This window comes from Acidovorax sp. SUPP3434, assembly GCF_030159015.1.
In the GTDB taxonomy this organism is placed as follows: domain Bacteria; phylum Pseudomonadota; class Gammaproteobacteria; order Burkholderiales; family Burkholderiaceae_C; genus Paracidovorax.
The window spans coordinates 133508-158246 of the sequence record NZ_BQXL01000004.1 but is presented as its reverse complement, the minus strand read 5'-3'; the positions used below and the strand labels follow the sequence as shown (position 1 = coordinate 158246).

The window sequence follows — 24739 nt, the reverse complement described above, 5'->3', positions numbered from 1 at the left end:
ACCGGCCGGCCGGCGCCGCCGGTGGGTTGGCGTTGTCATGGCCGGTGCGCGGTCCGGCACGCGCCACAATGGCGGCCATGCTCACGCTCCAAACCATCCAGGATGCCGCCGCCCGCCTGCGCGGCCATGTGCTCGACACGCCGTGCGTGGAATCCAAGACGCTCTCGCAGATCGTGGGCGCCCAGGTGTTCCTCAAGTTCGAGAATCTGCAGTTCACCGCCTCCTTCAAGGAGCGCGGCGCCTGCAACAAGCTCAGCCAGCTGTCGCCCGAAGAGCAGCAGCGCGGCGTGATCGCGATGAGCGCCGGCAACCATGCCCAGGGCGTGGCCTACCACGCGCAGCGCCTGGGCCTGCGCGCCGTGATCGTGATGCCGCGCTTCACGCCGGGCGTGAAGGTGGAGCGCACGCGCGGCTTCGGTGCCGAGGTGGTGCTGCACGGCGACACGCTGGAGGAAGCCCGCGCCCACGCCTATGCACTGGCCGAGGAGCGCGGCCTGACCTTCGTGCACCCCTACGACGACGAGGCCGTGGCTGCCGGCCAGGGCACGCTGGGCCTGGAGATGCTGCAGGCCGTGCCGGACCTGGACACCCTGGTCATCGCGGTGGGCGGCGGCGGACTGATCTCCGGCGTGGCGACGGCGGCCAAGGCGATCCGCCCCGGCATCGAGATCGTGGGCGTGCAGACCGCGCGCTTTCCGGCCATGGTCAATGCCATCAAGGGCACGCAGCATCCGCAGGGCACCTCCACCATCGCCGAGGGCATCGCCGTGGGCACGCCGGGCACGCTCACCCGCGAAGTGATCGCGCGGCTGGTGGACGACCTGGTGCTGGTGCAGGAGGGCGACATCGAGCAGGCTGTGCTCATGCTGCTGGAAATCGAAAAAACGCTGGTCGAGGGGGCCGGCGCCGCGGGCCTGGCGGCGCTCGTGCGCTACCCGGAACGCTTTCAGGGCAAGAAGGTGGGCCTGGTGCTGTGCGGGGGCAACATCGACCCGCTGCTGCTGGCCGCCATCATCGAGCGCGGCATGGTGCGCTCCGGGCGGCTGGCCCGCATCAAGGTCAGCGCGCGCGACATTCCGGGCGTGCTGGCCCGCATCACCGCCACCGTGGCCGAAGCCGGCGCCAACATCGAGGAGGTGCACCACCAGCGGGCCTTCACCATGCTGGCCGCCCAGAACGTGGAGATCGAACTCGTGCTGCAGACGCGCGGCAAGGCGCACGTGCAGCAGGTGCTGGAGCAATTGCGCGCGGCCCACATGGAGGCCGACCTGATCTGAGGCACCGAAAGGCGTCCGCTCCGGGCCGCGGGTTTTTTGTAGGAGAAACGCGTTTTTTTGCCGAAATTCCCCGCCGAATACACGGCGTTGCATGGGATGGCGCACGGTTTTCGGCACACTGCTGGCCCATGCAGCAACCAAAACGACGCCATTTCCTGCGCACCCTCGGCCGAGGCGCCGCCCTGGCCTCGGCCGGGACCCTCGGCCTGAACTGGACCCAGGCCTTCGCCACGCTCAAGCCCCTGGGCAAGCCGCAGCCCTTCGATTTCGCCGCGCTCAAGGGACAGGCCCGCGCCCTCGCAGCCAAGGCTTACGAGCCGTACAAGGGCACCCTGCCCCCCTCGGTCACGTCGCTCGACTGGGACCAGTACCAGTCCATGCAGTTCCGGCCCGACCACTCCCTTTGGGCCGACGAGAAGCTGCGCTTCCAGGCCAAATTCTTCCACCTGGGCCTGTTCTTCAAGAAGCCCGTGCACATGTACGAACTGGCCAACGGCCAGGCGCAGGAGCTGGCCTATGACCCGGCCATGTTCGACTATGGCAAGAGCGGCCTCAAGGCCGGCGATCTGCCCGCCGATCTGGGCTTTGCGGGCTTTCGCCTGAACTTCCACACCGACCCCGTGCGCGACGTGGCGGCCTTCCTGGGCGCCAGCTACTTCCGGGCCGTGGGCGGCGAGTGGCAGTACGGCCTGTCGGCGCGGGGCCTGGCCATCGACACCGGCATGCAGCGGCCGGAAGAGTTTCCGGACTTCACCGCGTTCTACCTGGAGCGGCCGGCCCCGGGCTCCAACACCGTGGTCGTTCTCGCCCTGCTCGACTCCCCCAGCGTGGCCGGTGCCTACCGCTTCGCGATCACGCCGGGCGACACGCAGGTGATGGAGATCGACGCCGCGCTGTACCCGCGCAAGGAAATCGAGCGCATCGGCATCGCCCCCTGCACCAGCATGTTCCAGCACGGCGAGAACGACCACCGGATGGCCAACGACTGGCGTCCGGAAATCCACGACTCCGACGGCCTGTCCATGTGGCGCGGCAACGGCGAATGGGTGTGGCGCCCACTCACCAATCCGCCGAACCTGCAGTTCAACGCCTTTGCCGACCAGAACCCGCGCGGTTTCGGTTTGCTGCAGCGCGACCGCAACTTCGACCACTACCAGGACGACGGCGTGTTCTACGAGCGCCGGCCCTCGCTGTGGGTGGAGCCCAAGGCCGACTGGGGCGCGGGCTCGATCCAGTTGGTGGAGATTCCCACCATCGACGAGACCTTCGACAACATCGTGGCGTTCTGGAACCCCGAGCGCAAGCCGAAGGCGGGCGAAGAGCTGCTGGTGGGCTACCGCCTGTACTGGGGCGCGCACCCACCGGCCCGGCCCGCGCTGGCCAGCTGCGTGGCCACGCGCACGGGCCTGGGCGGCGTGGTGGGCCAGCCGCGCAAGTATTTTTCGTGGCGCTTCGCGGTCGACTTCGCGGGCGAGAACCTCGTGGCCCTCGGCCGCGATGCCAAGGTGGAGCCCGTGATCACGGTGAGCCGCGGCAAGGTCGAGATCACGTCGGCCCGCCCGCTGGACGCCGTGAACGGCTGGCGCGCGATGTTCGACATCCGGCCCGAGGACGACAGCACCGAACCCATCACCATCCGCCTGTTCCTGCGCGTGGGCAAGGAGCCCATCACCGAAACGTGGCTCTACCAGTGGGTGCCGCCGGCCCCTGCGGACCGCAAGCTGGTGTGACACCCGTCGAAACCCTGTGGTGGCCGCCCGGCGGCTGCCGCTAGAATTTCATCACTTTTTGAGGCAGCCACCAGGAGAACCCATGGCCCACGACACGACCACCACCCCGCACGTTGGCGAACACCACCATGCCCCCGATGGCGTCGAAGCCGTGGTCCCGCTCATGCCCATCGTGCTGCCCGTGGTGGGCGGTGTGCTGATGTTCCTGCTGGCCTTCATCGCCATCTACATGGCCTGAGCGCCGGCCCCTCCCCCTTCGCAGAGCCCCGCGCCGCGGGGCTTTTTTACGCCCACGTCCTTCAAAGGAACACACCATGAGAGCCGGCCACGCCCTGGTCCTTTTTTCCGGTGGACAAGACTCCACCACCTGCCTGGCCTGGGCTCTGACCCACTTCGAGCGGGTGGAAACCATCGGCTTCGACTACGGCCAGCGGCACCACGTGGAGCTTCAGGCACGGCAGGACGTGCTGACCGCGCTGCGCGCCGAGTTCCCGCAATGGGCCGGCCGCATGGGCGAAGACCACATGGTCGATCTCGCGGTGCTGGGCCAGATCAGCGACACCGCGCTCACGCGCGACACCGCCATCCAGATGACCGAGGCCGGGCTGCCCAACACTTTCGTGCCCGGCCGCAACCTGCTTTTCTTCCAGCTCGCCGCCGCGGTGGGCTACCGGCGCGGGCTGCACACGCTGGTGGGCGGCATGTGCGAGACCGATTTTTCGGGCTACCCCGACTGCCGCGACGACACGCTCAAGGCCTTGCAGGTGGCGGTGTCCCTCGGCATGGGGCAGCGCTTCACCTTCGAGACGCCGCTCATGTGGATCGACAAGGCCGCCACCTGGGAGATGGCGCGCCAGTTGGGCGGCGATGCGCTGGTGGACCTGATCGTGCAGCGCTCCCACACCTGCTACCACGGGGTGCGCGACACGCTGCACGCCTGGGGTTACGGCTGCGGCACCTGCCCGGCGTGCGAACTGCGGCGCGCAGGCTACTTTCAGTGGACGGGGCTGCCGCCAGGCCCTTGACGACTGCGGAGATGCGCCACTTTCCGGCCTTCTCCGCACATTCCCTGTGTCCCCACCCGGCGTCGAATGCCTCACGACGCAAGGGTTTTCACCCAGCGCGCGGGCGTTGTTGGTCCGGAGTCGTTCTGCTAGCATCAATTCACTTACCGGCCGGCATGTAAAAAACAGATCGCTCATGGAATCAGGGCGACGCCGCAGAGAAAGAGGAAGACAAATGCAGGGTTTGATGCAATCCGGAGCACTGCTCATCTCCACGTTGCTGGAGCACGCGGCTCGCCACCACGGCGACGTGGAGATCGTCTCGCACGTCGACGCGCACACCAGCCTGCGCACCAGCTGGGGCGAAGTGGGCCGCCGCGCGCGGCGCCTGGCGAGTGCCCTGCACGCCCGCGGTCTGCCGCAAGGCGCGCGGGTCGGCACGCTGGCCTGGAACACGCACCGGCACCTGGAGCTGTACTACGCGGTCTCGGGCATGGGCGCCATCCTGCACACCGTGAACCCGCGCCTGTTCCCCGAGCAGATCAGCTACATCGTCAACCACGCGGCCGACGAGTACCTGTGCTTCGACCCGGACTTCGCGCCGCTCGTGGCCCAGATCGCGCCGCACCTGCCCTCCGTCAGGGCCTACGTGGCCCTGTGCCGGCGCGACCAGTTGCCGGCGGTGGATCTCCCCGCGCCGCTGCTGTGCTACGAAGACCTGGTGGACGCGGGCGACGCCGCTTTCGCCTGGCCCGCGCTGGACGAGAACACCGCCTCGTCGCTCTGCTACACCTCGGGCACCACCGGCCACCCCAAAGGGGTGCTGTACAGCCACCGCTCGACGGTGCTGCATTCGTGGACCGCCTGCGCCACGGACGGCCTGGGGCTGGGCGCGCGCGACAGCGTGCTGCTGGCCGTGCCCATGTTCCACGTGAACGCCTGGGGCATTCCGTATGCCAGCGCCATGAGCGGCGCCAAGCTCGTGCTGCCCGGCCCCAACCTCTCGGGCGAGCGCCTCTTCGCGCTGCTGCGCGACGAACAGTGCACGCTCTCGCTGGGCGTGCCCACGGTGTGGCTGGGCTTCTTCCAGCATGCCGAGGCGTTGCCCGCCGCCGAGCGCGCGGCGCTGCGGCTGCAACGCGTGGTGGTGGGCGGATCGGCCGCGCCGCGCGCCATCATCGAGAAGTTCGACCGACTCTTCGGTGCGTTCGTGATCCAGGCCTGGGGCATGACGGAGACCAGCCCGCTGGCCACCATCGGCAACCTGCTGCCCCGGCATGCCGACCTGCCCGCCGAAGGGCGCCACGCCGTGCAGGCCCGCCAGGGGCGCGCCATCTTCGGCGTGGAGATCGCGGTGTTCGACGCCGAGGGGCGCCAGCGCGCGCAGGACGACCGCACCCCCGGCGACCTCAAGGTGCGCGGGCCCTGGGTGGTGTCGGCCTACTACGGCCAGGAGCCGGACGCGGCCCTGGATGCGGACGGCTGGTTCGCCACGGGCGACGTGGCGCTGATCGACGCCGAGGGCTACGTGCAGATCACCGACCGCTCCAAGGACGTGATCAAGTCCGGCGGCGAATGGATCTCCTCCATCGACCTGGAGAACCTGGCCGTGGGCCACCCCAAGGTCCAGGAGGCCGCGGTGATCGGCGCCTACCACAGCAAGTGGCAGGAGCGCCCCCTGCTCATCGTGGTGCCCAAGGCGGGCGAGTCGGTGAGCGGCGCGGAGATCCTCGACTTCATGAAGGACCGCATCGCGCGCTGGTGGATGCCCGACGACGTGGTGTTCATCGACGCGCTGCCCCACACCGCCACCGGCAAGCTGCAAAAGACGCGGCTGCGCGAATTGTTCCGCGACCACCGCCTGCCCACCGACGCGGCCTGACTCCACGCCCCGCGGCCCCTGCCGGCCGCTGGCATCACACACCCCGCGGACGGCGGGGCCCTGGATGCATCCGTCCCGACCGAAGACACGCACACACCAAGGAGACACACCCATGCCATTGCCCAGCCCCCGCCTCGCCCTTGCCGCCCTGGCCCTCGCCTGCGGCGCAGCGGCCCATGCCCAGATCAGCGACGATGTGGTGCGCATCGGCGTCATGGCCGACCAGACCGGCCCCTACTCGGGCAACGGCGGCCCCTGCTCCACGCTGGCCGTGCGCATGGCCGCGGAGGACTTCGGCGGCGCCGTGCTCGGCAAGCCCGTCGAGGTGGTCGTGGCCGACGACCAGAACAAGCCCGACGTGGGCTTGAATATCGCCCGCAAGTGGCTCGACACCGAGAAGGTGGACACCATCGTCGGCGGCTCGGCCTCGTCGATCGCGCTGGGCATCTCCAGCCTGCTCAAGGAACGCAAGAAGCCTTACCTGATCGCGGGCACGGTGAGCGCGGAGCTGACCAACAAGTCCTGCTCGCCGATGAACTTCCAGTTCCTCACCGACACCTATGCGCTGCCCAAGGCCGGCGTGCAGAGCCTGATGAAGCAGGGCATCAAAAGCTTCTATTTCATCACCGTGGACTACGCCTTCGGCCAGGCCTACCAGGACGATGCGACGCGCTTCATCCAGGCCGCCGGTGGCAAGGTGGTGGGCTCGGTCAAGCACCCCCTGGGCGCCACCGATTTCTCGTCGTACCTGCTGCAGGCGCAGTCCAGCGGCGCGCAGGCCATCGTGATCCTGAACGCGGGACTCGATCTGTCGAATGCCCTCAAGCAGGCCGCGGAATACAAGATCACGCGCGGCGGCCAGGTGGTGACGGTGTTCGGCATGACGATCAACAGCGTCTCGGCCATGGGACTGGACGTGGCCCAGGGCCTGCAGCTGACGCTGCCGTTCTACTGGGACCGCGACGAGGCCTCGCGCGCCTGGGCCAAGCGCTTCATGGCGCGCAACAAGGGCGTGGTGCCCACCTACATCCACGCGGGCGCCTACAGCGCCGCCTGGCACTACCTGCAGGCCGTGAAGGCCGCGGGCACCGACGACGGCGCCAAGGTCGCGGCCAAGATGCGCGAGCTGCCCATCAACGACTTCTTCTCCAAGGACGTGAAGATCCGCGAGGACGGCCAGGCGCTGCGCCCGGTGTACGCCATACAGGTCAAGAAGCCCGCCGAGTCCAAGGGCCCCAACGACTTCTACACGGTGCGCGGCGAGATCCCGCCCGAGCAGACCTGGCGCCCGCTGTCCGAGAGCAGCTGCGACTACATCAAGGCCGCCGCCAAGTAGGCGCGCGCCCGGCCGATACGCAGCCCGAGCCCCACCATGGACCTCCGGATCGACATCCTGGCCCCGCAGCGGGACCTGCTGGGCGAATGCCCGCTGTGGGACGCGCGCACCCAGTCGCTCTACTGGATCGACGGGCGCGCCGGCATCGTGCGGCGCCACACGCCGGCCACTGGGGCCGGCGCGCAGTGGCAACTGCCCCAGCACATCGGCGCGATCGCACTGTGCGACAGCGGCCGGCTGCTGCTGGCGCTGGAAGACGATTTCCAGTGCCTGGACCCGGACACGGGCACCCTCTCGACCCTGGGCGTGCGGGTGGCGCACGGTGCCGACCGGATGCGCCTGAACGACGGCCGCACCGACCGCAACGGGCGCTTCGTGGTGGGCTCGATGACGCTGGGCCGCATGGCGCCCGAGGGCGCGCTCTACCAGCTCGGCGCGAACGGCGTGCGCACGCTGGACACGGGCATCCACGTGGCCAACGGCACCTGCTTCAGCCCCGACGGGCGCTGGCTGTACTTTGCCGACAGCCCCACCCACCAGGTGCGCCGCTACGCCTACGACCCCGCCACGGGCGGCATCGGACCGGCCGAGGTGCTGGTGGACACGCGCGCACTGGGCTCCGTGCCCGATGGCGCCACCGTGGACGCCGAGGGCTGCCTGTGGGTGGCGCTGGTGCAGAACGGCCAGCTCGCGCGCTTCACGCCCGACGGGCGGCTGGAGCGCCGCATCCAGCTGCCCGTGACCTTCGTGACCTGCCCCTGCTTCGGCGGGCCCGGGCTGGACGTGATCTACCTCACCTCCATCCGCGACAGCGGCAACCTGCTGCGCAGCGACCACCCGGACGCGGGCGCCGTGTTCGCCATCCATGGCACGGGCGTGCACGGGCTGGAGGAAGCCCGCTTCGCCGATTCCCCTTCTTCCGCTTCTCCGAAAAGGACTTCTCCATGACGACCCGACGTTTCGAGGGCAAGGTCGCCCTCATCACCGGCGGTGCGCGCGGCATCGGCCGTGCCATCGCCGATGCCATGGCGGCCGAAGGCGCCGCCGTCGGCATCCTGGACCGCGCCGAGGACATGGCGCACGAGGCCGCCGAGCAGTTGCAGGCGCAGGGGCTGCAGGCCATGGCCTTCGGCGGCGACGTGGCGCGCCGCGCGAGCTTGAGCGACGCCGTGGGTGCGCTCAAGGAGCGCTTCGGCCGCCTGGACGTGCTCGTGAACAACGCCATCTGGGTGCGGTACGGCCCCATCGACGCCATCACGCCCGAGATGGTCGATCGCATGGTGGGCACGGGCTTCAACTCGGTGGTCTGGGGCATCCAGGTGGGTGCCGAGGCCATGGAGGCCGGCGGCAGCATCGTCAACATCGCCTCGTCGGCCGCCTTTCTGGGCCTGCCCGAGGGCATGCTGTACTGCGGCGTGAAGGCCGGCGTGCTGGGGTTGACCCGCTCGGCCGCCGTGGACCTGGGGCCGCGCGGCATCCGCGTCAACGCCATCTGCCCGGGCTCGGTGCTCACCGAGGGCGTGAAGATCAACGTCGATGCCGAAAAGGCCAAGCTGCGCATCGCCAAGACGCCGATGAAGCGCCTGGGCGAGGTGGAGGACATCGCCAAGGCCGCATGCTTCCTGGCCTCGGACGACGCCAGCTTCGTGACCGGCGAATCGCTGCTCGTGGACGGCGGCGTCACCCATGCCTTCCTCTGAGCCGCCCAACGGCCGCCCCGCCATGGACGCCCCCTTCATCCTCGAAGCCCGCCAGCTCAGCCGGCAGTTCCGTGGCTTCTATGCCGTCAAGGACGTGGACCTGCGGGTGCGCCGGCACTCGGTCCACGCCCTCATCGGGCCCAACGGCGCGGGCAAGACGACCTGCTTCAACCTGCTCACCACCTTCCTGCGGCCTTCCTCGGGCACCGTGGTCTTCAACGGCCGCGACATCTCGCTCAGCGACCCGGCTTCCGTGGCCATGGCGGGCCTGGTGCGATCGTTCCAGATCTCGGCCGTCTTCGGACAGATGACGGTGCTGGAGAACGTGCGCGTGGCGCTGCAGAAGCGCCACGGCGGCACCTTCGCCTTCTGGCGCAACGTGAAGGTCCTGCGCACGCTGGACGCGCGGGCGCTGGAGCTGCTGGAACGCGTGGGCCTCACGCGCTGGCGCGACACGCCTGCCGGCGAACTGCCCTACGGGCGCAAGCGCGCGCTGGAGCTGGCCACCACCATCGCCATGGAGCCCGAGATGATCCTGCTGGACGAGCCCATGGCGGGCCTGGGCCACGAAGACATCGGCCCGGTGGTGGCGCTGATCCGTGAGGCCGCGCGCGGACGCACGGTGCTCATGGTCGAGCACAACATGAAGGTCATCGCCGAGCTGTGCGACCGCGTGACCGTGCTGCAGGCCGGCCAGGTGCTGGCCGAGGGCAGCTATGACGAGGTCTCGCGCGACCCGCGCGTCATCGAAGCCTACGTAGGAGGTGCCCATGCCTGAGACCCCCGACACGCAGCCCCTGCTGCAGGTCCGCGGCCTGCGCGGCTGGTACGGCGAAACCCTGGCGCTGCAAGGCATCGACCTGGACGTGAACGAGGGCGAAGTGGTGTGCCTGCTGGGGCGCAACGGCGCCGGCAAGACCACCACGCTGCGCGCCATCATGGGACTGCTGGGCCGGCGCGAGGGCGGAATCACGCTGCGCGGCCAACCCACCGAGGGCCTGCCGCCCGAGGCCATCGCGCGCCTGGGCGCGGCCTACTGCCCCGAAGAGCGCGGCATCTTCGCCAGCCTCTCGACCGAAGAGAACCTGCTGCTGCCGCCGGTGCTGCTGCCCGGCGGCCTGAGCGTGGCCGAGATCTACACGCTGTTCCCCAACCTGCAGCAGCGCCGGCACAGCCCGGGCACCCGCCTGTCGGGCGGCGAGCAGCAGATGCTGGCCATCGCCCGCATCCTGCGCACGGGCGCCAAGCTGCTGCTGGACGAGCCCACCGAGGGCCTGGCGCCGGTGATCGTCGAGCGCATCGGCGCCACCATCCGCATGCTGCGCGAGCGCGGCTTCACCGTGCTGCTGGTGGAGCAGAACTTCCGCTTCGCCTGCGCGCTGGCCGACCGCTTCTACGTGATCGAGGAAGGCGAGGTGGCGGGCCACTTCCGCCGCGACGAGCTCGACACGCAGCGCGGACACATCGAGTCGCTTCTGGGCCTGTGAGCCCTTCTTCACCCAACGCAGGACGGACAACACGATGGACGGGCTATTCGGAATCCCCTGGGCTGCACTGATCGGGCAGCTTCTGGTCGGGCTCATCAACGGCGCCTTCTATGCCCTGATGAGCCTGGGGCTGTCGATCATCTTCGGACTGCTGCACGTGGTCAATTTCGCCCACGGCGCGCAGTACATGCTGGGCGCTTTCGTGGCGTGGGGGCTGCTCGAATACCTGGGCATCGGCTACTGGCCGGCGCTCGTCATCGCGCCGCTGGTGGTGGCGGGCTTCGGGGTCGTGTTCGAGCGCCTGATGTTGCGCCGGCTGTATGCGCTGGACCATGTGTACGCGCTGCTGCTGACCTTCGGCGTGGCGCTGCTCATGGAGGGCGCCTTCCGCCTGCAGTTCGGCGTGAGCGGCCAACCCTACCCCAACCCGCTGACGGGCGGCATCGACGTGGGCGTGACCTTCCTGCCGCTGTACCGCGTGTGGGTGATCGCCGCGGCGCTGGCGGTCTGCCTGGGCACCTGGTTCTTCATCGAGAAGACCAAGCTGGGCGCGTACCTGCGCGCGGCCAACGAGAACGCCCCGCTGGTGCGCACCTTCGGCATCAACGTTCCGCGCATGCTCATGCTCACCTACGGGCTGGGCGTGGGCCTGGCGGGCCTGAGCGGCGTGATGGCCGCGCCGATCTACCAGGTGAGCCCGCTGATGGGCTCGAACCTGATCATCGTCGTGTTCGCGGTGGTGGTGATCGGCGGCATGGGCTCCATCCTGGGCTCCATCGTCACCGGCTTCGCGCTGGGCGCCATCGAGGGCCTGACCAAAGTCTTCTATCCCGATGGCGCGGGGGTGGTCATCTTCGTGGTGATGATCCTCGTGCTCGCCGTCCGTCCCCATGGCCTCTTCGGCCGTGCCCACTAGGAGTCGCCATGGACCTGCTGAGTCGACGCACCCACAACGCGCTGCTGCTGGCCGCCCTGGCCTGCCTGGCCGCCGCGCCGTTCGTGGTGGATCCCATGTTCCTCATGAAGCTGATGTGCTTCGCGCTGCTGGCGGCATCGGTCAACCTGCTGGTCGGCTACGTCGGCCTGCTGTCGTTCGGCCACGCCATGTTCTACGGCACCGCCGGATACATCACCGCGCACGCGGTTAAGGTCTGGGGTTGGGAGGGCCTGAGCGGCATCGCCCTGGGCGCGGCCGCGGCCGCGGTGCTGGGCCTGCTGACGGGGCTGCTGGCCATCCGCCGCCAGGGCATCTACTTCTCGATGATCACGCTGGCCTTCGCGCAGCTGGTGTACTTCATGGCGCTGCGCCTGCCGTTCACGGGCGGCGAAGACGGCATCCAGAACATCCCGCGTCCCACCGTGCTGGGTCTGTTCTCGCTGGAGAACACGCTGGTGCTGTACTACTTCGTCACGGTGCTCATCGGCGGCGCGTTCTGGCTGATCCACCGGCTGGTGCACTCACCCTTCGGGCAGGTGCTGCGCGCCATCCGCGACAACGAGCCGCGCGCCCAGAGCCTGGGCTACCGCGTCAACCGCTACAAGCTGCTGGCCTTCGTGCTGTCGGCCGCCATCGCGGGCTTCGCGGGCTCGCTCAAGGCGCTGGTGTTCCAGCTCGCCTCGCTGACCGACGTGCACTGGGCCACCTCGGGCGAGGCCCTGCTCATCTGCATCGTGGGCGGCATGCAGACGCTGCTGGGCCCGGTGGTGGGCGCCATGGTCATCGTGACCATGGAGAACTACCTCGCCTCGTTCGCCGAGTGGGTGCTGATCCTGCAGGGCGTGGTGTTCGTCATCGTGGTCATGCTGTTCCGCAAGGGCATCGTCGGCCAGTTCCAGGCCTATCTCGCCAGCCGCCGCCAGCGCGGCGCGGCACCGCTGTAGGGAGACCCCATGCCAGCCCATGCACTTCCCCCCACCTGGCCGGCCACCCCCGGGCTGCTGGCCGGCCGCCTGGCCCTTGTCACGGGTGCGGCCAGCGGCATCGGCCGCGCGGTGGCCGTGGCCTTCGCCCAGGCGGGCGCGCGCGTCATCGTGACCGACCTGCAGGCCGAGCGCTGCGCGGACACGCTGCGCGACGTGCGCGCCGCCGGCACCGAGGGCTGGGCCTGGGCGCTCGACGTGTCCAGCGCCCAGGCCTGCCATGACCTCGCCACGCAGGTGGCGCAGTCGATCGGCGACGTGGACACGCTCGTCAACAACGCGGGGGTGATCATCCGCGAAGGCATCGACAGCCCGCGCGCCGCCGAGAACCTGCGCCGCACGATGGACGTGAACCTCTTCGGGGTGTTCCACACGGTGCACGCCTGGCTGCCCGCGCTGCGGCGCACGCGCGGCTGCATCATCAACCTGGCCTCGGGCGCGGCCTTCATCGCGCAGGGCGGTGCGCTGGGCTACTCGCCCTCGAAGGCGGCGGTGAAGATGTTCACGCAGACCCTGGCGCTCGACCTCGCGCCCGATGGCATCCGCGTCAACGCGCTGGCGCCGGGCGTGATCGACACACCGATGACCGAGGCCACGCGCGCCAACCCCGAGCGGCTCGCGCGCTTCATGCAGCGCATCCCCGCCGGCCGACTGGGCCAGCCGCACGAGCTGGCGGGGCCGGCGGTGTTCTTGGCCTCGGACATGGCGAGCTTCGTCAATGGCGTGACGCTGCCGGTGGACGGCGGCACGCTGGGCGTCTGAGGCAGGCGGGCACGGGCCGCGCGAGCACCCGGAAATCATGGATGTGATGTTGCAGGCCCCACCCGTGCATTTGCTTGATGCGCGCACGGCGCGAACGCATCATTTCCCGCAGGACAGACCGCACGCCGCAAGCGCCAGCGCAGCGCCGGTGGCGACCTGACCCCATCTGAAACCATCCGCGGCACGGACCATGCCGCCCCCCAGAGGAGACAACATGACAACGCAAACCCCGCACGGGAACGCCAACGCTCCCACCCCGCCCCAGCGCATCGACGTCGCCATCGTCGGCGCGGGCTTCGGCGGCATGTACGCCGTGTACAAGTTCCGGGAAATGGGCCTGAAGATCCAGGGCTTCGAGGCCGGCGGCGACGTGGGCGGCGTGTGGTACTGGAACCGCTACCCCGGCGCGCGCGTGGACCTGCCCAGCATCGACTACAGCTTCTCCTTCTCGCCCGAGATCGAGCAGGAGTGGACCTGGTCGGAGCAGTTCGCGGCCCAGCCCGAGCTGCTGCGCTACATCAACTTCGTGGCTGACCGGCTCGACCTGCGCCGGCACATCCAGTTCAACACGCGCGTGACCAGCGCCGTGTGGAGCGAGGAGCGCCAGCTGTGGACGGTGAAGACCGACCGCGGCGCCGTCTACGAGGCTACTTACTGCATCATGGCCACTGGCCCGCTCTCCATCCCCAAGGACCCCGAGATCCCCGGCCTGGAGCGCTTCAAGGGCCGCCTGCTGCGCCCGGCCAGGTGGCCGCACGAGCCCGTGCGCTTCGAAGGCCTGCGCGTGGGCGTGATCGGCACCGGCTCCAGCGGCATCCAGATCGTGCAGGAGGTGGGCAAGGAGGCCGGCGAGCTGTTCGTCTTCCAGCGCACGCCCAGCTTCACCATGCCCATGCGCAACGAAGACCTCACGCCCGAGTACATGGCCGAGGTCAAGCGCCACTACGCCGGCATCCGCGAGTCCGCGCGCAACAGTGCCGTGGGCGGCGTGCGCCCGCAATCCACCCGCGCGTTCTTCAGCGTGACGCCCCGCCAGCGCCAGCAGCTGCTGGAAGATGCCTGGAAGAGCGGCGGCCTGGCCATGCTCGGCACCTTCTGCGACCTGATGACCAACGCCGAAGCCAACGAGCATGTGGCGCAATTCGTGCGCGGCAAGATCGGGGAGGTCGTGAAGGACCCGGTGACGGCCGAGCAACTCAAGCCGCGCGGCTACCCCATCTTCGCGCGCCGTCCCTGCCTGGACTCCAGCTACTACGAGACCTACAACCGCCCCAACGTGCACTTGGTGGACCTGCTGAACGACCCGATCGTGGAGATCACCGAGAAGGGCGTTCGCACGCAGTCCGGCGAGGTCGAGCTGGACATGCTCATCCTGGCCACCGGCTACGACGGCCTGACGGGCGCAATGCTGGCCTTCGACGTGGTTGGCCGCGACGGCCGCACCGTCAACGGCAAGTGGCAGGACGGCGCGCGTTCCTACCTGGGCCTGATGATGGAGGGCTTCCCCAACCTCTTCATGACCACCGGCCCCAACGGCCCCGCCGCGCTGGCCAACATCATCCGCATCAGCGAAAACGACGTGGACTGGATCGCCGCCGCCATGCAGCACATGCAGCGCCAGGGACTGGCCACCATCGAGCCCACCGCCCAGGCTGAGCAGGGCTGGATGGACCTGGTCTACACGCTGTCGCAGCGCTCGCTGCTGCTCAAGGCCAAGACCTGGTATGTGGGCGCCAACGTGAAGGACAAGCCGCAGGGCCTCACGCTGTTCACCGGAGGTTTCGCCAAGTACCGCGAGCACTGCGCGGCCGCTGCGCAGGACGGCTACCGCAACTTCACCTTCCAGCGCCCAACCCTTGCGCGGCCGGCGCCGTACAAGGGCCAGGAAGCCCCGGCCGAAGCAGCGGTGGCGGGCTGACCGCCCGCGCCGCCCTGCCCGATGCGTGCGCTACGCGTGGCCCGGCCCGGGCTGCGGCTGCTCCAGCTGCAGGGCCAGCCGCCGCATGAGCGCGGTGTAGCGCGCCCGGTGGGGCCGCATGCGCTCGATGGTGCCACCCATGCCCAGCACCACGAGGCGGCCCTGCACACGCCAGGACAGCACCACGCCGATGGTGGCGCCACCCAGCAGCGGCAGGTTCTCCAGGTAGAGCGCCTTGCGCAGACGGGCGCCGGCCACCTCGGGGGCGATGGTCTCCAGCGGCACCCGGTCTTCGCGCCCTTGCACGGCAATGTTGGCGCGGTGCACGAGCTTTTCCACCTCCGCATCGGTGCGGTCGGTGAGCAGCAGCCAGCCCACGGCCGAACGGGTCAGCGGGCGCAGGCTGCCCTCGTCGGTGTGAAAGCGGATGGCATGCGTGGACTGGATGACGCGGATGTACTGCACATAGATGTCGTTGAGCATGGCGATGGACACCGTCTCGCCCGTGGCGCCGTGCAGGTCGTGCATCAGTTCGAAGATGCGGCCCTGCCCGAACAGCGCCTGCGAGATCCAGTCACCCAGCGACGTGACGCGCGGCGTGGGGAAGTACAGGCGCTCGGTGCGGTCATAGCGCAGGTAGCCCATGGCGATGAGGTTCTTGAGCAGCACCGTGGTGCTCGACTGGGGGTAGCCCAGCGCCTCGCTGATGCGCTTGAGCGGCAGGGGCGTGCGCACCTGCGAGAAGTATTCCAGCACCTGCAGCACCCGGGTGGCGGACTTCACCGTACTGGCGGGCATGGGAAAGCTCCGGAGACGACGCGGCGGGTGCATGGCATGGCCGGTCCATTGTGCGGCCCCGCGCCACCGCCGGCAGCCCTGCGCGCGACACGGGCCCAGGCCCGCGCGGCATACCGCTCTCCTTCCCGCAAGCCTTCATTCCAACCCTTGAACCCCATGGCACACCTTCCTTTCTCTTCCATCGGCCAGCCCGGCGTTACCACGGCAGCGGAGGCCGCATGAACCGCTGCATCATCACCGGCGCCGCGCGGGGCATCGGCCGCGCCATCGCACTGCGTCTGGCGCGGGACGCGGCGCCCCACGGCGGCGCCCGCATCGCGCTGGCGGACCAGCACCTGGCCGAGCTGGAGCCCCTGGCGGCCGAGATCCGGCAACTGGGCGGCACCGCGCTCGTACTGGGCGGCGACCTGGCCGACGCGGCCTTTCCGGCCCGCCTGTGCGCGCAGGCCGTGAACGCCTTCGGGGGCCTGGACGCCGTGGTCAGTAACGCGGGTTTCGCGGCACCGGGCCCCCTGGCCACGTACGACCCCGCCACCTGGGACCGCGTCTTCGCCGTCAACACGCGCGCGCCGCTGCTGCTGGCCCAGGCCGCCTACCCGGCGCTGAAAGCCGCGCGTGGCACCGTGCTGTTCATCACATCGATCTCGGGCAGCCATGCCACGCCGCCGCTGGGCGCCTACAGCGCCAGCAAGGCCGCCGCGCTCATGCTGATGCGCCAGATGGCCGCCGAGTGGGGCCCCGAGGGCATCCGCGTGAACGCGCTCTCGCCCGGGCTGACGCTCACGCCGGGCACGGCTGCGGCCTATGCCGACCCCGAGGCCCGCACGCTGCGCGAGGCGCGCGTGCCCCTGCGGCGACTGGCCGAAGCCGATGACATGGCAAGCGTGGCCGCCTTCCTGCTGGGCCCCGACGCGGCCTACGTGCATGGCGCCGAATTGCTGGTGGACGGTGGTCTGGCGCACACGCTCATGGGCTCGCTGCCCATGGGCGGCTGGGGCCGGCCCGCCACCGGCTGAAACGCCTGCGGGCGCGGTGCGCAGGCCCGTCGAGCCTGCGCACCGCGCCTTCCAGAGCTTGGTACCCGGCAGCCGACCCGCGCTGCAACGCGGCCGGTGCCCTTGGACTCCTGCTGCTCCGCGCGCCATCAGGTCAGGCCCCGTCCCCACCAGGTGGGCCTGCCCGCGACCGCGGGTTTCAGAAGGCGTGGCGCACGCCCACGTGCACGGCATCGCTGTTGCCGCCGTCACCGAGACCGGCCTGCGACGTCGCGCCCGTCAGCGCGTAGCCTGCACCGTTGCGGTTCTTCACCTTGCCGTAATCCGCATACAGCGTGGTGCGCTTGGACAGGGCATACAGATAGGCCACGCCGAACTGCGTGGCATCGCGGTTCAGCGGGCCGCGGTCATCCACCTTGACGACCTGCGCGAGCACCGTGCTGGCCCCGAACGGTACCGCCACGCCCAGAGAGGCGCTGCGGTCGTCCTGCCCGGCGTAGTAGCCCACGGTCGGAATGCCCGCCAACTGCACATTGCCATCCAGCGCGGCATGCACGGCCGGGCTGAGGTCGGCGCCGGGGTTCTTGAATGTCGCGAACGAGCCGAACAGCTTGAAGCCGCCGAAGTTGTAGGCCAGGCTGGAGTTGAGCCAGCGCACCGTGCTCAGGTCCGTGGGATGGCGCAAGGTGGTGTACGCCACCGCGCCGCTGAGCGCCTGGCCGGAATAGAACAACGCGACGGCGGCCTGGTTGGCGGCCTGGGTGCCGCCGGTGGCACTGGTGCGCTCGCCGAAGGAGTACGAGAACTTGCCGATGAATCCGGACAGCGAGGGCGACTGGTACCAGACCGTGTTGTTCGCGCGGCCCGTGGCCGGCTGGATGCCCTGCAGGTTGCCGGCGCCACCCAAACCGAAGGCATCGCCCACGGCCTGCGCCTCGGAGCTGATCGTGGTCACCGTACGGCCCAGCCGCACCTCGCCGAAGTCGCCCGTGAGGCTGACCAGGGAACCCCGGCCGAAGAACTTGGCGCCTGCGCCCTGGTTCTGCCCCGAGCCACCCGTGTCGGAGTTGATGCCTGCCTCCAGCCAGAAATTGGCACGCAGCCCGCCGCCCAGGTCTTCGGAGCCCCGGAAACCGAACCGCGATCCATTCATGTGCCCGCTGTCCAGCTTGGTGATGCGCCCGCCCGCGCCGGAGGCATAGGCGATGCTGGTGTCGATCAGTCCATAAAGGGTCACGCTGGATGCGGCGGCGGCCATGCCGCCCGCGGGCGTGGTGATCTGGCGCAGCTCTTCTTTCTGCGCCTGTTGCGCCCACGCCGGCGCTTGGCCACAGGCCCAGGCGGCCATGGCGCCCACTAGCACGCGTGATGGCGTGCCCTGGATGCCCCGGCGAATGCAGCCGGCTGTTTTGTTGAATATTTCCGACATCGAATGTCTCCTCACGCAGCAATATGAATCGCCACCCGCCAGGGTTGGCACATGACCGGCCACCCAAAGCAAATTCATCAGTTACCTGTCGACCGGTTAAAAAATGGTAAGAAAAAATCCTATTGATTTCAATGACCTACATAGCAATTGCAGGGTATGCACCGATCGGTTACGGGTATTCACCGACCATCAAAGAAAACCCATCCGAAAATCAAAAAATCCAGCGCCAATGGCCCGGATTATTCATCCAGGCTATTATTGAAGACCAACGAAAATCAGGCGTCGAAATTATCCATCGGGTAATCCAGACAGCAGCGCATACCACGCATCCGCCGGCTTGTGCGCGCCCACAGGCATGCGCACGCCGAAGCGCTGCGCATCCGTGCCCGGGGCGGCGGGCGCCTCGCGGATCCAGTCGTAGACCACGGTGCGGGCCGCCACGCGCCATTGGCCAGCGCGGCGCTCGAAGCGGTCGATGTAGCGGCCGCACAGAAAGGTCTCGGCGGCCGTCCCCTGGGCGCCGGTACCCGTCTGGAAGGCCTGAAAGTAGCTCTCGACCGCGGCCTGCTCGCCCCGCAGTTCGATCGCGATATTGCCCAGCAGGTGCACCATTCGGCCGCCCCCCGGCAGCTTGTCCAGGGCCCAGTCGATGAATCCCTCCGCACTGCCCTGGTAGGGGCCGTGGCGGTCGGTAGCGTCGGGCCAGTAGGCGCTGCGCAGGGCCTCTGCATCGCAGCGGTCGATGCCCCGGCTGTAGCGGTACAGGCATTCGCGGATGGCATCCTTGTCGGCCAGAGCTTGCCACCCGGCCTCCAGCGCCGTCAGGCGCGCTTCAATGGGTACCATGGGAGTCCCCTGGCGCGGGAGCGCGCACGGCGATCACAGCATCCAGGCAGGCGGCGCCCTGCACCCGCACCACCAGCGGGTTGATGTCGATGCTCTCGATCTGATCGGCATGCGAGAAGGCGAACTCCGACAGCCTGCACAGCGCGTCGGCCAGGGCCTGTTCGTCGTACTGCGGACCGCCGCGCCAGCCGCGCAGCAACTGTGTGGAGCGCACGCGCTCCATCAGCGCCCGGGCACGCTGCGGCGTGAGCGGTGCCGACGCGAAGGCCACGTCCTTGAACAGCTCCACGGCCGTGCCGCCCGAGCCGAACATCACCATGGGTCCGAAGGTCGGGTCCCGGTGGATGCCGGCGATCAGTTCCACCCCGCCCTTGAGCATGGGCGCCACCAACACGCCGTCGAGCCGGGCATCGGGCCGGGCCGTTTGCGCGCGCTGCATCAGCGTGGCAAAGCCTTCGGCCACGGCCTGCGCGTCGGGCAGGTTCAGCAGCACCCCCCCCACTTCGGTCTTGTGCACGATGTCGGGCGAGACGATCTTGGCCACCACGGGGTAGCCCATGGCGGAGGCCGCCTCGGCAGCCTCCGTGGCGCTGCGGCAGATCCGCTCGGGCAGCACGGGCAGGCCCGCGGCCGCGAGCGCACGTTTGGCGCCGTCTTCGGTGGCCACGTTCCCCAGCGGCGCGGAAGGCCCGGTCGACGGGGGCGGCAGGTGCAGGGCGCTCCGGCGCTGGTGCACGTGGGCCAGCGCCGCCACGGCCTGCACGGCGCGCGAAGGGTCTTCGAACACGGCGATGCCGTGCTGTTCCAGCGCCGCATTCACCTCGGGCCGCGAGAGCATGACGAGCACCAGCAGCCGGTGCGGATGGCGCTGCTTGAGCGCGATCAGCTCCGCCTGCGTGGCCGCGAAGCGCTGCGGCGACAGGCCCACATGCGCCAGGTAGGCGAACACGGTGCCGTAGTCGGCCTGGTCCAGCATCAGCGCCACGGTGCGCGGCACGCCCTGGGGCACGGCGGTCACCTGCGCTGTCATGTCCAGGGGGTTACTGGCCACGGCGAACGGCAGCAGCTCCAGCGCCGCGGCCCGCGCGGCGGCCGGCAGCGGCGACAGCTGCAGCCCGCGCTCGCCTGCGTCGTCGGCCATCAGGATGCCGATGCCACCCGAGCCGGTGACCACGCCGACATCGGTGTTCTGCGGCAGCCGGCCCGTGGTGGAGTGCAGGTAGGCGATGTCGAGCATCTCCTCGATCGAAGCGGCGCGCCAGGCGCCGCACTCCTCGAACACCGTGGCGTACACCGCGTCGTCGCCGGCCAGCGAGCCGGTGTGCGTGGATGCGGCGGCCGCGCCCAGTTCCGTGCGCCCCACTTTCATGATGACCACGGGCTTGCCGGCATGCGCGGCCTTGAGCAGAGCGGCGCGCAGGCGATCGCCATCGCGGCAGGACTCGAGCGCCGCGCAGATGACGCGCGTATCGGGGTCGTCCACGAGGTAGTCGATGCACTCGGCGACATCCACGTCCGCCTCGTTGCCCGTGGCCACGATCTTGCTGAAGCCCAGGCCGCGCAGCGATGCCGCGCCGTAGGCGGCCGAGCCGAAGGCTCCGCTCTGGGTGGCCAGGGCGATGGGGCCGGGGCGCGGCTTTAAGCCATTGAGCGCCGTGGAGAAGGTGGCAAAGAAGCGCGTGGGCACGTTCAGCAGACCCAGGGAGTTGGGGCCGACCATGCGCACCCCGGCATCGCGGCACAGGCCCACGATGCGGTCCTGCAGCGCGAGCCCCTCGGCGTCCACCTCGGCGAACCCGGCCGTGAGCACCTGGATGGCCTTCACGCCCTTGGCGATGCTGTCGCGCACCGCCGCCTCCACGCCCGCCACGGGCACGCAGATGATGGCGTGGTCCACGGGGTGCGGGATGTCGCGCACGCTGGCGTAGGCCGGCAGGCCCTGGATGGTGTCACCGCTGCGGTTGACGGGGTACAGCGGCGCCTCGAAGCCCCCTTCGAGCATGAAACGCAGCGGCCTACCGCCGATGCGTTCGGGGTCCGACGAGGCGCCCACCAGGGCGACCGACGTGGGGTGGAACAGGGGGTGCAACGAATGCATGGGGAAGCGTCCTTCTGTACGGGGGTCTCTGTCTGGTCGGTTCGGGAGGGTGGCGTGGCCGGGGCAGCTCAGTGCAGCGCGGGCCGCGCCAGGCGGTCCAGGTGCGCGAAGCGATCGCCCCACTGCAGGCTGCAGGCCAGTGCGTGCATGGCCAGGCGCGCCGCGGGCAGTTCGCGTGACATGCCGATGCCCCCGTGCAGCTGGATCGCGGACTCGGCCACTTGGCGCCCCGTGACCGACAGGTAGAGCTTGACCAACGCGATGTCGCGCGGCGCGCTGCCGGCCGGGCCTTCGCACAGGTCCAGCACCTGCCGGCGCACCATGCCGCGCACGTTCTCGTAGGCCACGTACATCTCCACCACTCGGTGGCGCAGCGCCTGGAAGGTGGCCAGCGCCACGCCGAACTGCACGCGCGTGGTGAGGTACTCGATGGTCTGCTCGATCATCGCGCCGATGGCGCCCACGGTCTGGGCGCAGGCCAGCAGGCCGCCGACCGCGCTGGCGCGCTCCACGCGGGTGTGCACGCCCTCGCCCTGCGCCAGCACGCTCGATGCCGCCAGCGTAACGCCGGCCAGGGCGATGTCGGCCGTCTGGCGCCCGTCGATGCCCAGCCAGGTGCTGGCGTGGCCCGGCACGGCATCGCGCGGTGCCAGCACCAGCAGCGGCAGGCCATCGTCCTGCGTGGCGACGAACACGAAGTGTGTGGCGGGCTCGGTCAGGTCGGCGCCATGCAGGCGGCCGTTGAGCGTGAGGCGATCGCCATCACGCACGGCAGCCAGGGGCACCGGACCCGTGTCCAGCACGGGGCAGACCGAGGCCTCGCCCGCAGCCATGGCCCGCAGCACGTCGCTGGCGCCCGGCAGGCCGGCCAGCAGCAGGGGCACCACGGCACACCGTGCGGCCAGGGGCTGCGCCAGCGCATGCCGGCCCGCGGCTTCGGCGATAGCGGCCACGTCGCCCAGCGAGGCGCCGGCGCCGTCGTGCGCCTCGTCGATCAGCACCCCCTGCCAGCCCAGTTGCAGGAACTGGGTCCAGGTCTCGCTGGGCTCCTGGGATTCGAAGGCCTCGGCCACGGGCGCCGCAGCGGCCACGCGGGCGGTGGTGTCATAGAGGTCGCCGGGAAACATCGGCGTCGCGTGGAATGTCATGGGTCAGGCTCCAAAAAGGTCGCGGGCGATCACGTTCTTCTGCACTTCGCTGGTGCCCCCGGCGATCGTGCGCGAGCGGTAGAACAGGTAGGTGTGGATAAGCTGGCGCAGGGGATCGTCCGCATCGCTTGCCACCTCCTGACCCGTGGCCGCGACGGTGTCGACCAGGCGTGCGGCGTACTCGGGGCCGGCGATGTCCAGCGCGATGCCGATGAGCTGCTGGGACAGGTCCGAGCAGTAGAGCTTGAGCGCCGACGATTTCGAGGCTGCCAACGTGCCCTGGATCTCCTCCTGGATCGCGCTGAGCAGCATCTCGCGCGCGCCCGCCACGCCGGCCTGGGCCAGGTACAGGCGTTCGAGCAGCACATGCTGGCTCGCGCTGGGCGCCGATCCGCCAGCGCCGCGCGCGCGCAGCAGCTCCCCGACCTGCTCGGCCAGGCGGGCCAGGCGCGGCACCGTCGCGGGCGAAAGCCGCTCACGGTCAAGCAGGAACTTGGCGCATTTCCAGCCCTCGCCCTCCACGCCCAGGAGGTTGGCGCAGGGCACGCGCACGTCGTTGAGGAACACCTCGTTGACGTGGTGCCAATGGTCGATCGTGGGGATGGGCCGCACCTCGATGCCCGGCGTGTCCATGGGCACGAGCAGCAGCGAAATGCCGGCCTGCTTGCGCCCCTCGTTCGACGTGCGCACCAGCGTGTACATCATGTCGGCCTCCTGCGCGTGCGAGGTCCAGATCTTCTGCCCGTTGATCACGTAGTGGTCGCCATCACGCACCGCCGCCGTCTTGAGCGACGCCAGGTCCGAGCCCGCGCCGGGCTCGGAGTAGCCCTGACACCACCACTCGCTGCCGTCCAGGATGCGCGGCAGAAAGCGCGCCTTCTGCTCGGGCGTTCCGAAGTGCATGATCACCGGGCCGATGTGGCCCAGGCCGTGGTGATACTGGGGCGGGCAGTCGGCCTGCGCGGTGACCTCCTCGAACAAGTAGCGCTGCTGCAGGTCCCAGCCTGTGCCGCCGTATTCCACCGGCCAGTTGGGCGCACCCCAGCCGCGCGCGAAGAGCTTTTCCTGCCAGATGCGGTACTCGTTGCGCGTGACCTTCTGGTTGGTGCGAACGACCTCCTTCAGGGCCGGCGGGCATTCGGACTCGGCGAACTGGCGCAGTTCCTCGCGGAAGGCATCGTAGGGGTCGAGGGTGTGCGATGAAGGGTTGGGGATCGTCATGGTGCTTGGAAGTGCTGGGGCGCTAGCCCCGGTTCGTTGCAGGAAAGAAGGAAGCCACAGCCCTGGACCACGGTGCGGCCGCCAGGGCGGGTGCTGGTGGAGGGCCGCGGCGTGGCGGCTGCGCGCGCAGGCGGGGTGGAGGGCACGGCACGCATCAGTCCAGTTGGATGTTGCGTTCACGGAAAACGGGGGCCCAGCGCTCGCTCTCGGCGCGCAGGTAAGCCGCGAAGGCCTCCAGCTCTAGGTTGCGGGGCTCGACCCCGGCACGCTCCACGGCCTCGCGCACGGCGGGCTGCTCCAGAACCTGGCGCAACTCGGCATGCAGCCATCGCTGCAGTGCCGGCGCAGTGGATGCCGGCAGGAAAAAGCCGAACCAGCCCCCCGCGGTGAAATGGGCCAGCTCCGGCACGCCGGACTGGGCGATGGGCAACAGTTCGGGCGCCCGGGCCAGCGGGGCGGTGCTCGCAACGCCCAGCGCCCGCAGCCGTCCGCTGCGCACATGGGACAACGACGCCACCGAATCGAACATGGCATGCACTTGCCCGCCCAGCAGATCGTTCAGCGCGGGCCCATTGCCGCGGTAAGGCACATGCACGATGTCCATGCCCGTGAGGGACGCCAGCAGTTCTGCGGCGATGTGCGGACTGGACCCGTTGCCGGACGAAGCGAACACCAGCTTGCCCAGGTGTGCCTTGCCGTACGCCACCAACTCGGCCACCGACGTCACGGGCAGGCGCGTGCTCACGTACAGGACGCTGGGCGTGTCGCCCACCATGGCGAGGGGAGTCAGGGCGCGCGGATCGTAAGCCAGCTGTTTCATCAACAGCGGATTGGCGATGTAGCCGAATGCCGTGAGCAGCAGCGTATGGCCATCGCCCGGCGCGCGCGCCACCACCGCCGTGCCGATGGTGCCACCCCCGCCGTTGCGGTTGTCGACCACCACTGGCCGTGACCATCGCGCCGAAAGGGCCGACGCAATCGGGCGTGCCAGGTTGTCCGTCAGACCTCCAACGGCATAGGGTACGACGATCTGGACCGGCCTGGACCCCACCAGCCCCTCGGCGCCCACTACGCCTTGCGCCCGCGCCTGGGCACAGGCCAGGCCTGCACTCCAGGGCAACAAGAGGAAATGGCGGCGGTCAGTGTGCATGGGTAGACTCCTGCGAAAAGTCTACTAAACGGCCGGCA

At 69.6% G+C, this 24739-nt stretch carries 22 protein-coding genes; 15 read left to right on the top strand and 7 right to left on the bottom strand.

Features of this window, described 5'->3' with window-relative positions:
* Positions 1-68 precede the first annotated feature (68 nt).
* The 14 genes from AVKW3434_RS09710 to AVKW3434_RS09645 all read left to right on the top strand — a co-directional run bounded on the left by AVKW3434_RS09710 (position 69) and on the right by AVKW3434_RS09645 (position 15016).
* Positions 69-1277: a threonine ammonia-lyase gene (locus AVKW3434_RS09710; protein ID WP_284394762.1), complete on the top strand. Its 1209-nt coding sequence runs from the start codon at positions 69-71 to the stop codon at positions 1275-1277.
* 128 nt (positions 1278-1405) lie between these two features.
* A complete protein-coding gene (locus tag AVKW3434_RS09705; RefSeq protein ID WP_284405672.1) occupies positions 1406-3007 on the top strand; it encodes an OpgD/OpgG family glucan biosynthesis protein in 1602 nt (533 codons plus the stop codon).
* A gap of 82 nt (positions 3008-3089) precedes the next feature.
* Positions 3090-3245, top strand: coding sequence for a hypothetical protein (locus AVKW3434_RS09700; protein ID WP_272549895.1), 156 nt, complete (start codon positions 3090-3092; stop codon positions 3243-3245).
* Positions 3246-3321: 76 nt separating this feature from the next.
* Positions 3322-4032, top strand: coding sequence for a 7-cyano-7-deazaguanine synthase QueC (gene queC / locus AVKW3434_RS09695; protein ID WP_284405671.1), 711 nt, complete (start codon positions 3322-3324; stop codon positions 4030-4032).
* Between the two features lie 214 nt (positions 4033-4246).
* Positions 4247-5893 (top strand): long-chain-fatty-acid--CoA ligase, encoded by a 1647-nt coding sequence (locus AVKW3434_RS09690; RefSeq protein WP_284405670.1) that lies wholly within the window; start codon positions 4247-4249, stop codon positions 5891-5893.
* A gap of 112 nt (positions 5894-6005) precedes the next feature.
* Positions 6006-7229, top strand: a complete 1224-nt coding sequence (locus AVKW3434_RS09685) for an ABC transporter substrate-binding protein (protein ID WP_284405669.1) — start codon at positions 6006-6008, stop codon at positions 7227-7229.
* Positions 7230-7265: 36 nt separating this feature from the next.
* Positions 7266-8177 (top strand): SMP-30/gluconolactonase/LRE family protein, encoded by a 912-nt coding sequence (locus AVKW3434_RS09680; RefSeq protein ID WP_284405668.1) that lies wholly within the window; start codon positions 7266-7268, stop codon positions 8175-8177.
* A complete protein-coding gene (locus AVKW3434_RS09675) occupies positions 8174-8929 on the top strand; it encodes an SDR family NAD(P)-dependent oxidoreductase (protein WP_284405667.1) in 756 nt (251 codons plus the stop codon). The genes AVKW3434_RS09680 and AVKW3434_RS09675 overlap by 4 nt, the downstream gene beginning before the upstream one ends.
* A gap of 22 nt (positions 8930-8951) precedes the next feature.
* Entirely contained in the window at positions 8952-9707 is a 756-nt protein-coding gene (locus tag AVKW3434_RS09670; RefSeq protein ID WP_284405666.1) for an ABC transporter ATP-binding protein, read from the top strand.
* A complete protein-coding gene (locus AVKW3434_RS09665; RefSeq protein ID WP_284405665.1) occupies positions 9700-10416 on the top strand; it encodes an ABC transporter ATP-binding protein in 717 nt (238 codons plus the stop codon). Before AVKW3434_RS09670 ends, AVKW3434_RS09665 begins: the two co-directional genes overlap by 8 nt.
* A 34-nt stretch (positions 10417-10450) precedes the next feature.
* Positions 10451-11332: a branched-chain amino acid ABC transporter permease gene (locus AVKW3434_RS09660; RefSeq protein ID WP_272566111.1), complete on the top strand. Its 882-nt coding sequence runs from the start codon at positions 10451-10453 to the stop codon at positions 11330-11332.
* 8 nt (positions 11333-11340) lie between these two features.
* Positions 11341-12297, top strand: a complete 957-nt coding sequence (locus tag AVKW3434_RS09655; RefSeq protein WP_284405664.1) for a branched-chain amino acid ABC transporter permease — start codon at positions 11341-11343, stop codon at positions 12295-12297.
* A 9-nt stretch (positions 12298-12306) separates the two neighbouring features.
* Entirely contained in the window at positions 12307-13098 is a 792-nt protein-coding gene (locus AVKW3434_RS09650; protein WP_284405663.1) for an SDR family NAD(P)-dependent oxidoreductase, read from the top strand.
* Between the two features lie 214 nt (positions 13099-13312).
* Positions 13313-15016, top strand: a complete 1704-nt coding sequence (locus AVKW3434_RS09645) for a flavin-containing monooxygenase (protein ID WP_284405662.1) — start codon at positions 13313-13315, stop codon at positions 15014-15016.
* A 30-nt stretch (positions 15017-15046) separates the two neighbouring features.
* Here AVKW3434_RS09645 and AVKW3434_RS09640 read toward each other — a convergent pair whose 3' ends face one another.
* Positions 15047-15814 (bottom strand): IclR family transcriptional regulator, encoded by a 768-nt coding sequence (locus tag AVKW3434_RS09640; protein ID WP_284405661.1) that lies wholly within the window; start codon positions 15812-15814, stop codon positions 15047-15049.
* 218 nt (positions 15815-16032) lie between these two features.
* Between AVKW3434_RS09640 and AVKW3434_RS09635 the strand changes: the two genes are divergently transcribed.
* Complete coding sequence (locus tag AVKW3434_RS09635; protein WP_284405660.1) at positions 16033-16830, top strand: SDR family NAD(P)-dependent oxidoreductase; 798 nt, start codon at positions 16033-16035, stop codon at positions 16828-16830.
* A gap of 178 nt (positions 16831-17008) precedes the next feature.
* Here AVKW3434_RS09635 and AVKW3434_RS09630 read toward each other — a convergent pair whose 3' ends face one another.
* From AVKW3434_RS09630 to AVKW3434_RS09605, 6 genes are all read right to left on the bottom strand, one after another.
* Positions 17009-18238, bottom strand: coding sequence for a porin (locus AVKW3434_RS09630; protein ID WP_284405659.1), 1230 nt, complete (start codon positions 18236-18238; stop codon positions 17009-17011).
* A gap of 288 nt (positions 18239-18526) precedes the next feature.
* Positions 18527-19084 carry a nuclear transport factor 2 family protein gene (locus AVKW3434_RS09625; protein ID WP_284405658.1) on the bottom strand — a complete coding sequence of 186 codons (558 nt, stop codon included), beginning with the start codon at positions 19082-19084 and terminating at the stop codon, positions 18527-18529.
* Positions 19071-21182 (bottom strand): acetate--CoA ligase family protein, encoded by a 2112-nt coding sequence (locus tag AVKW3434_RS09620; RefSeq protein ID WP_284405657.1) that lies wholly within the window; start codon positions 21180-21182, stop codon positions 19071-19073. Before AVKW3434_RS09620 ends, AVKW3434_RS09625 begins: the two co-directional genes overlap by 14 nt.
* A 68-nt stretch (positions 21183-21250) precedes the next feature.
* Positions 21251-22330: an acyl-CoA dehydrogenase family protein gene (locus AVKW3434_RS09615; protein WP_284405656.1), complete on the bottom strand. Its 1080-nt coding sequence runs from the start codon at positions 22328-22330 to the stop codon at positions 21251-21253.
* Positions 22331-22333: 3 nt separating this feature from the next.
* A complete protein-coding gene (locus AVKW3434_RS09610) occupies positions 22334-23551 on the bottom strand; it encodes an acyl-CoA dehydrogenase family protein (protein WP_284405655.1) in 1218 nt (405 codons plus the stop codon).
* Between the two features lie 154 nt (positions 23552-23705).
* Entirely contained in the window at positions 23706-24701 is a 996-nt protein-coding gene (locus tag AVKW3434_RS09605) for a Bug family tripartite tricarboxylate transporter substrate binding protein (RefSeq protein WP_284405654.1), read from the bottom strand.
* Positions 24702-24739 lie beyond the last annotated feature (38 nt).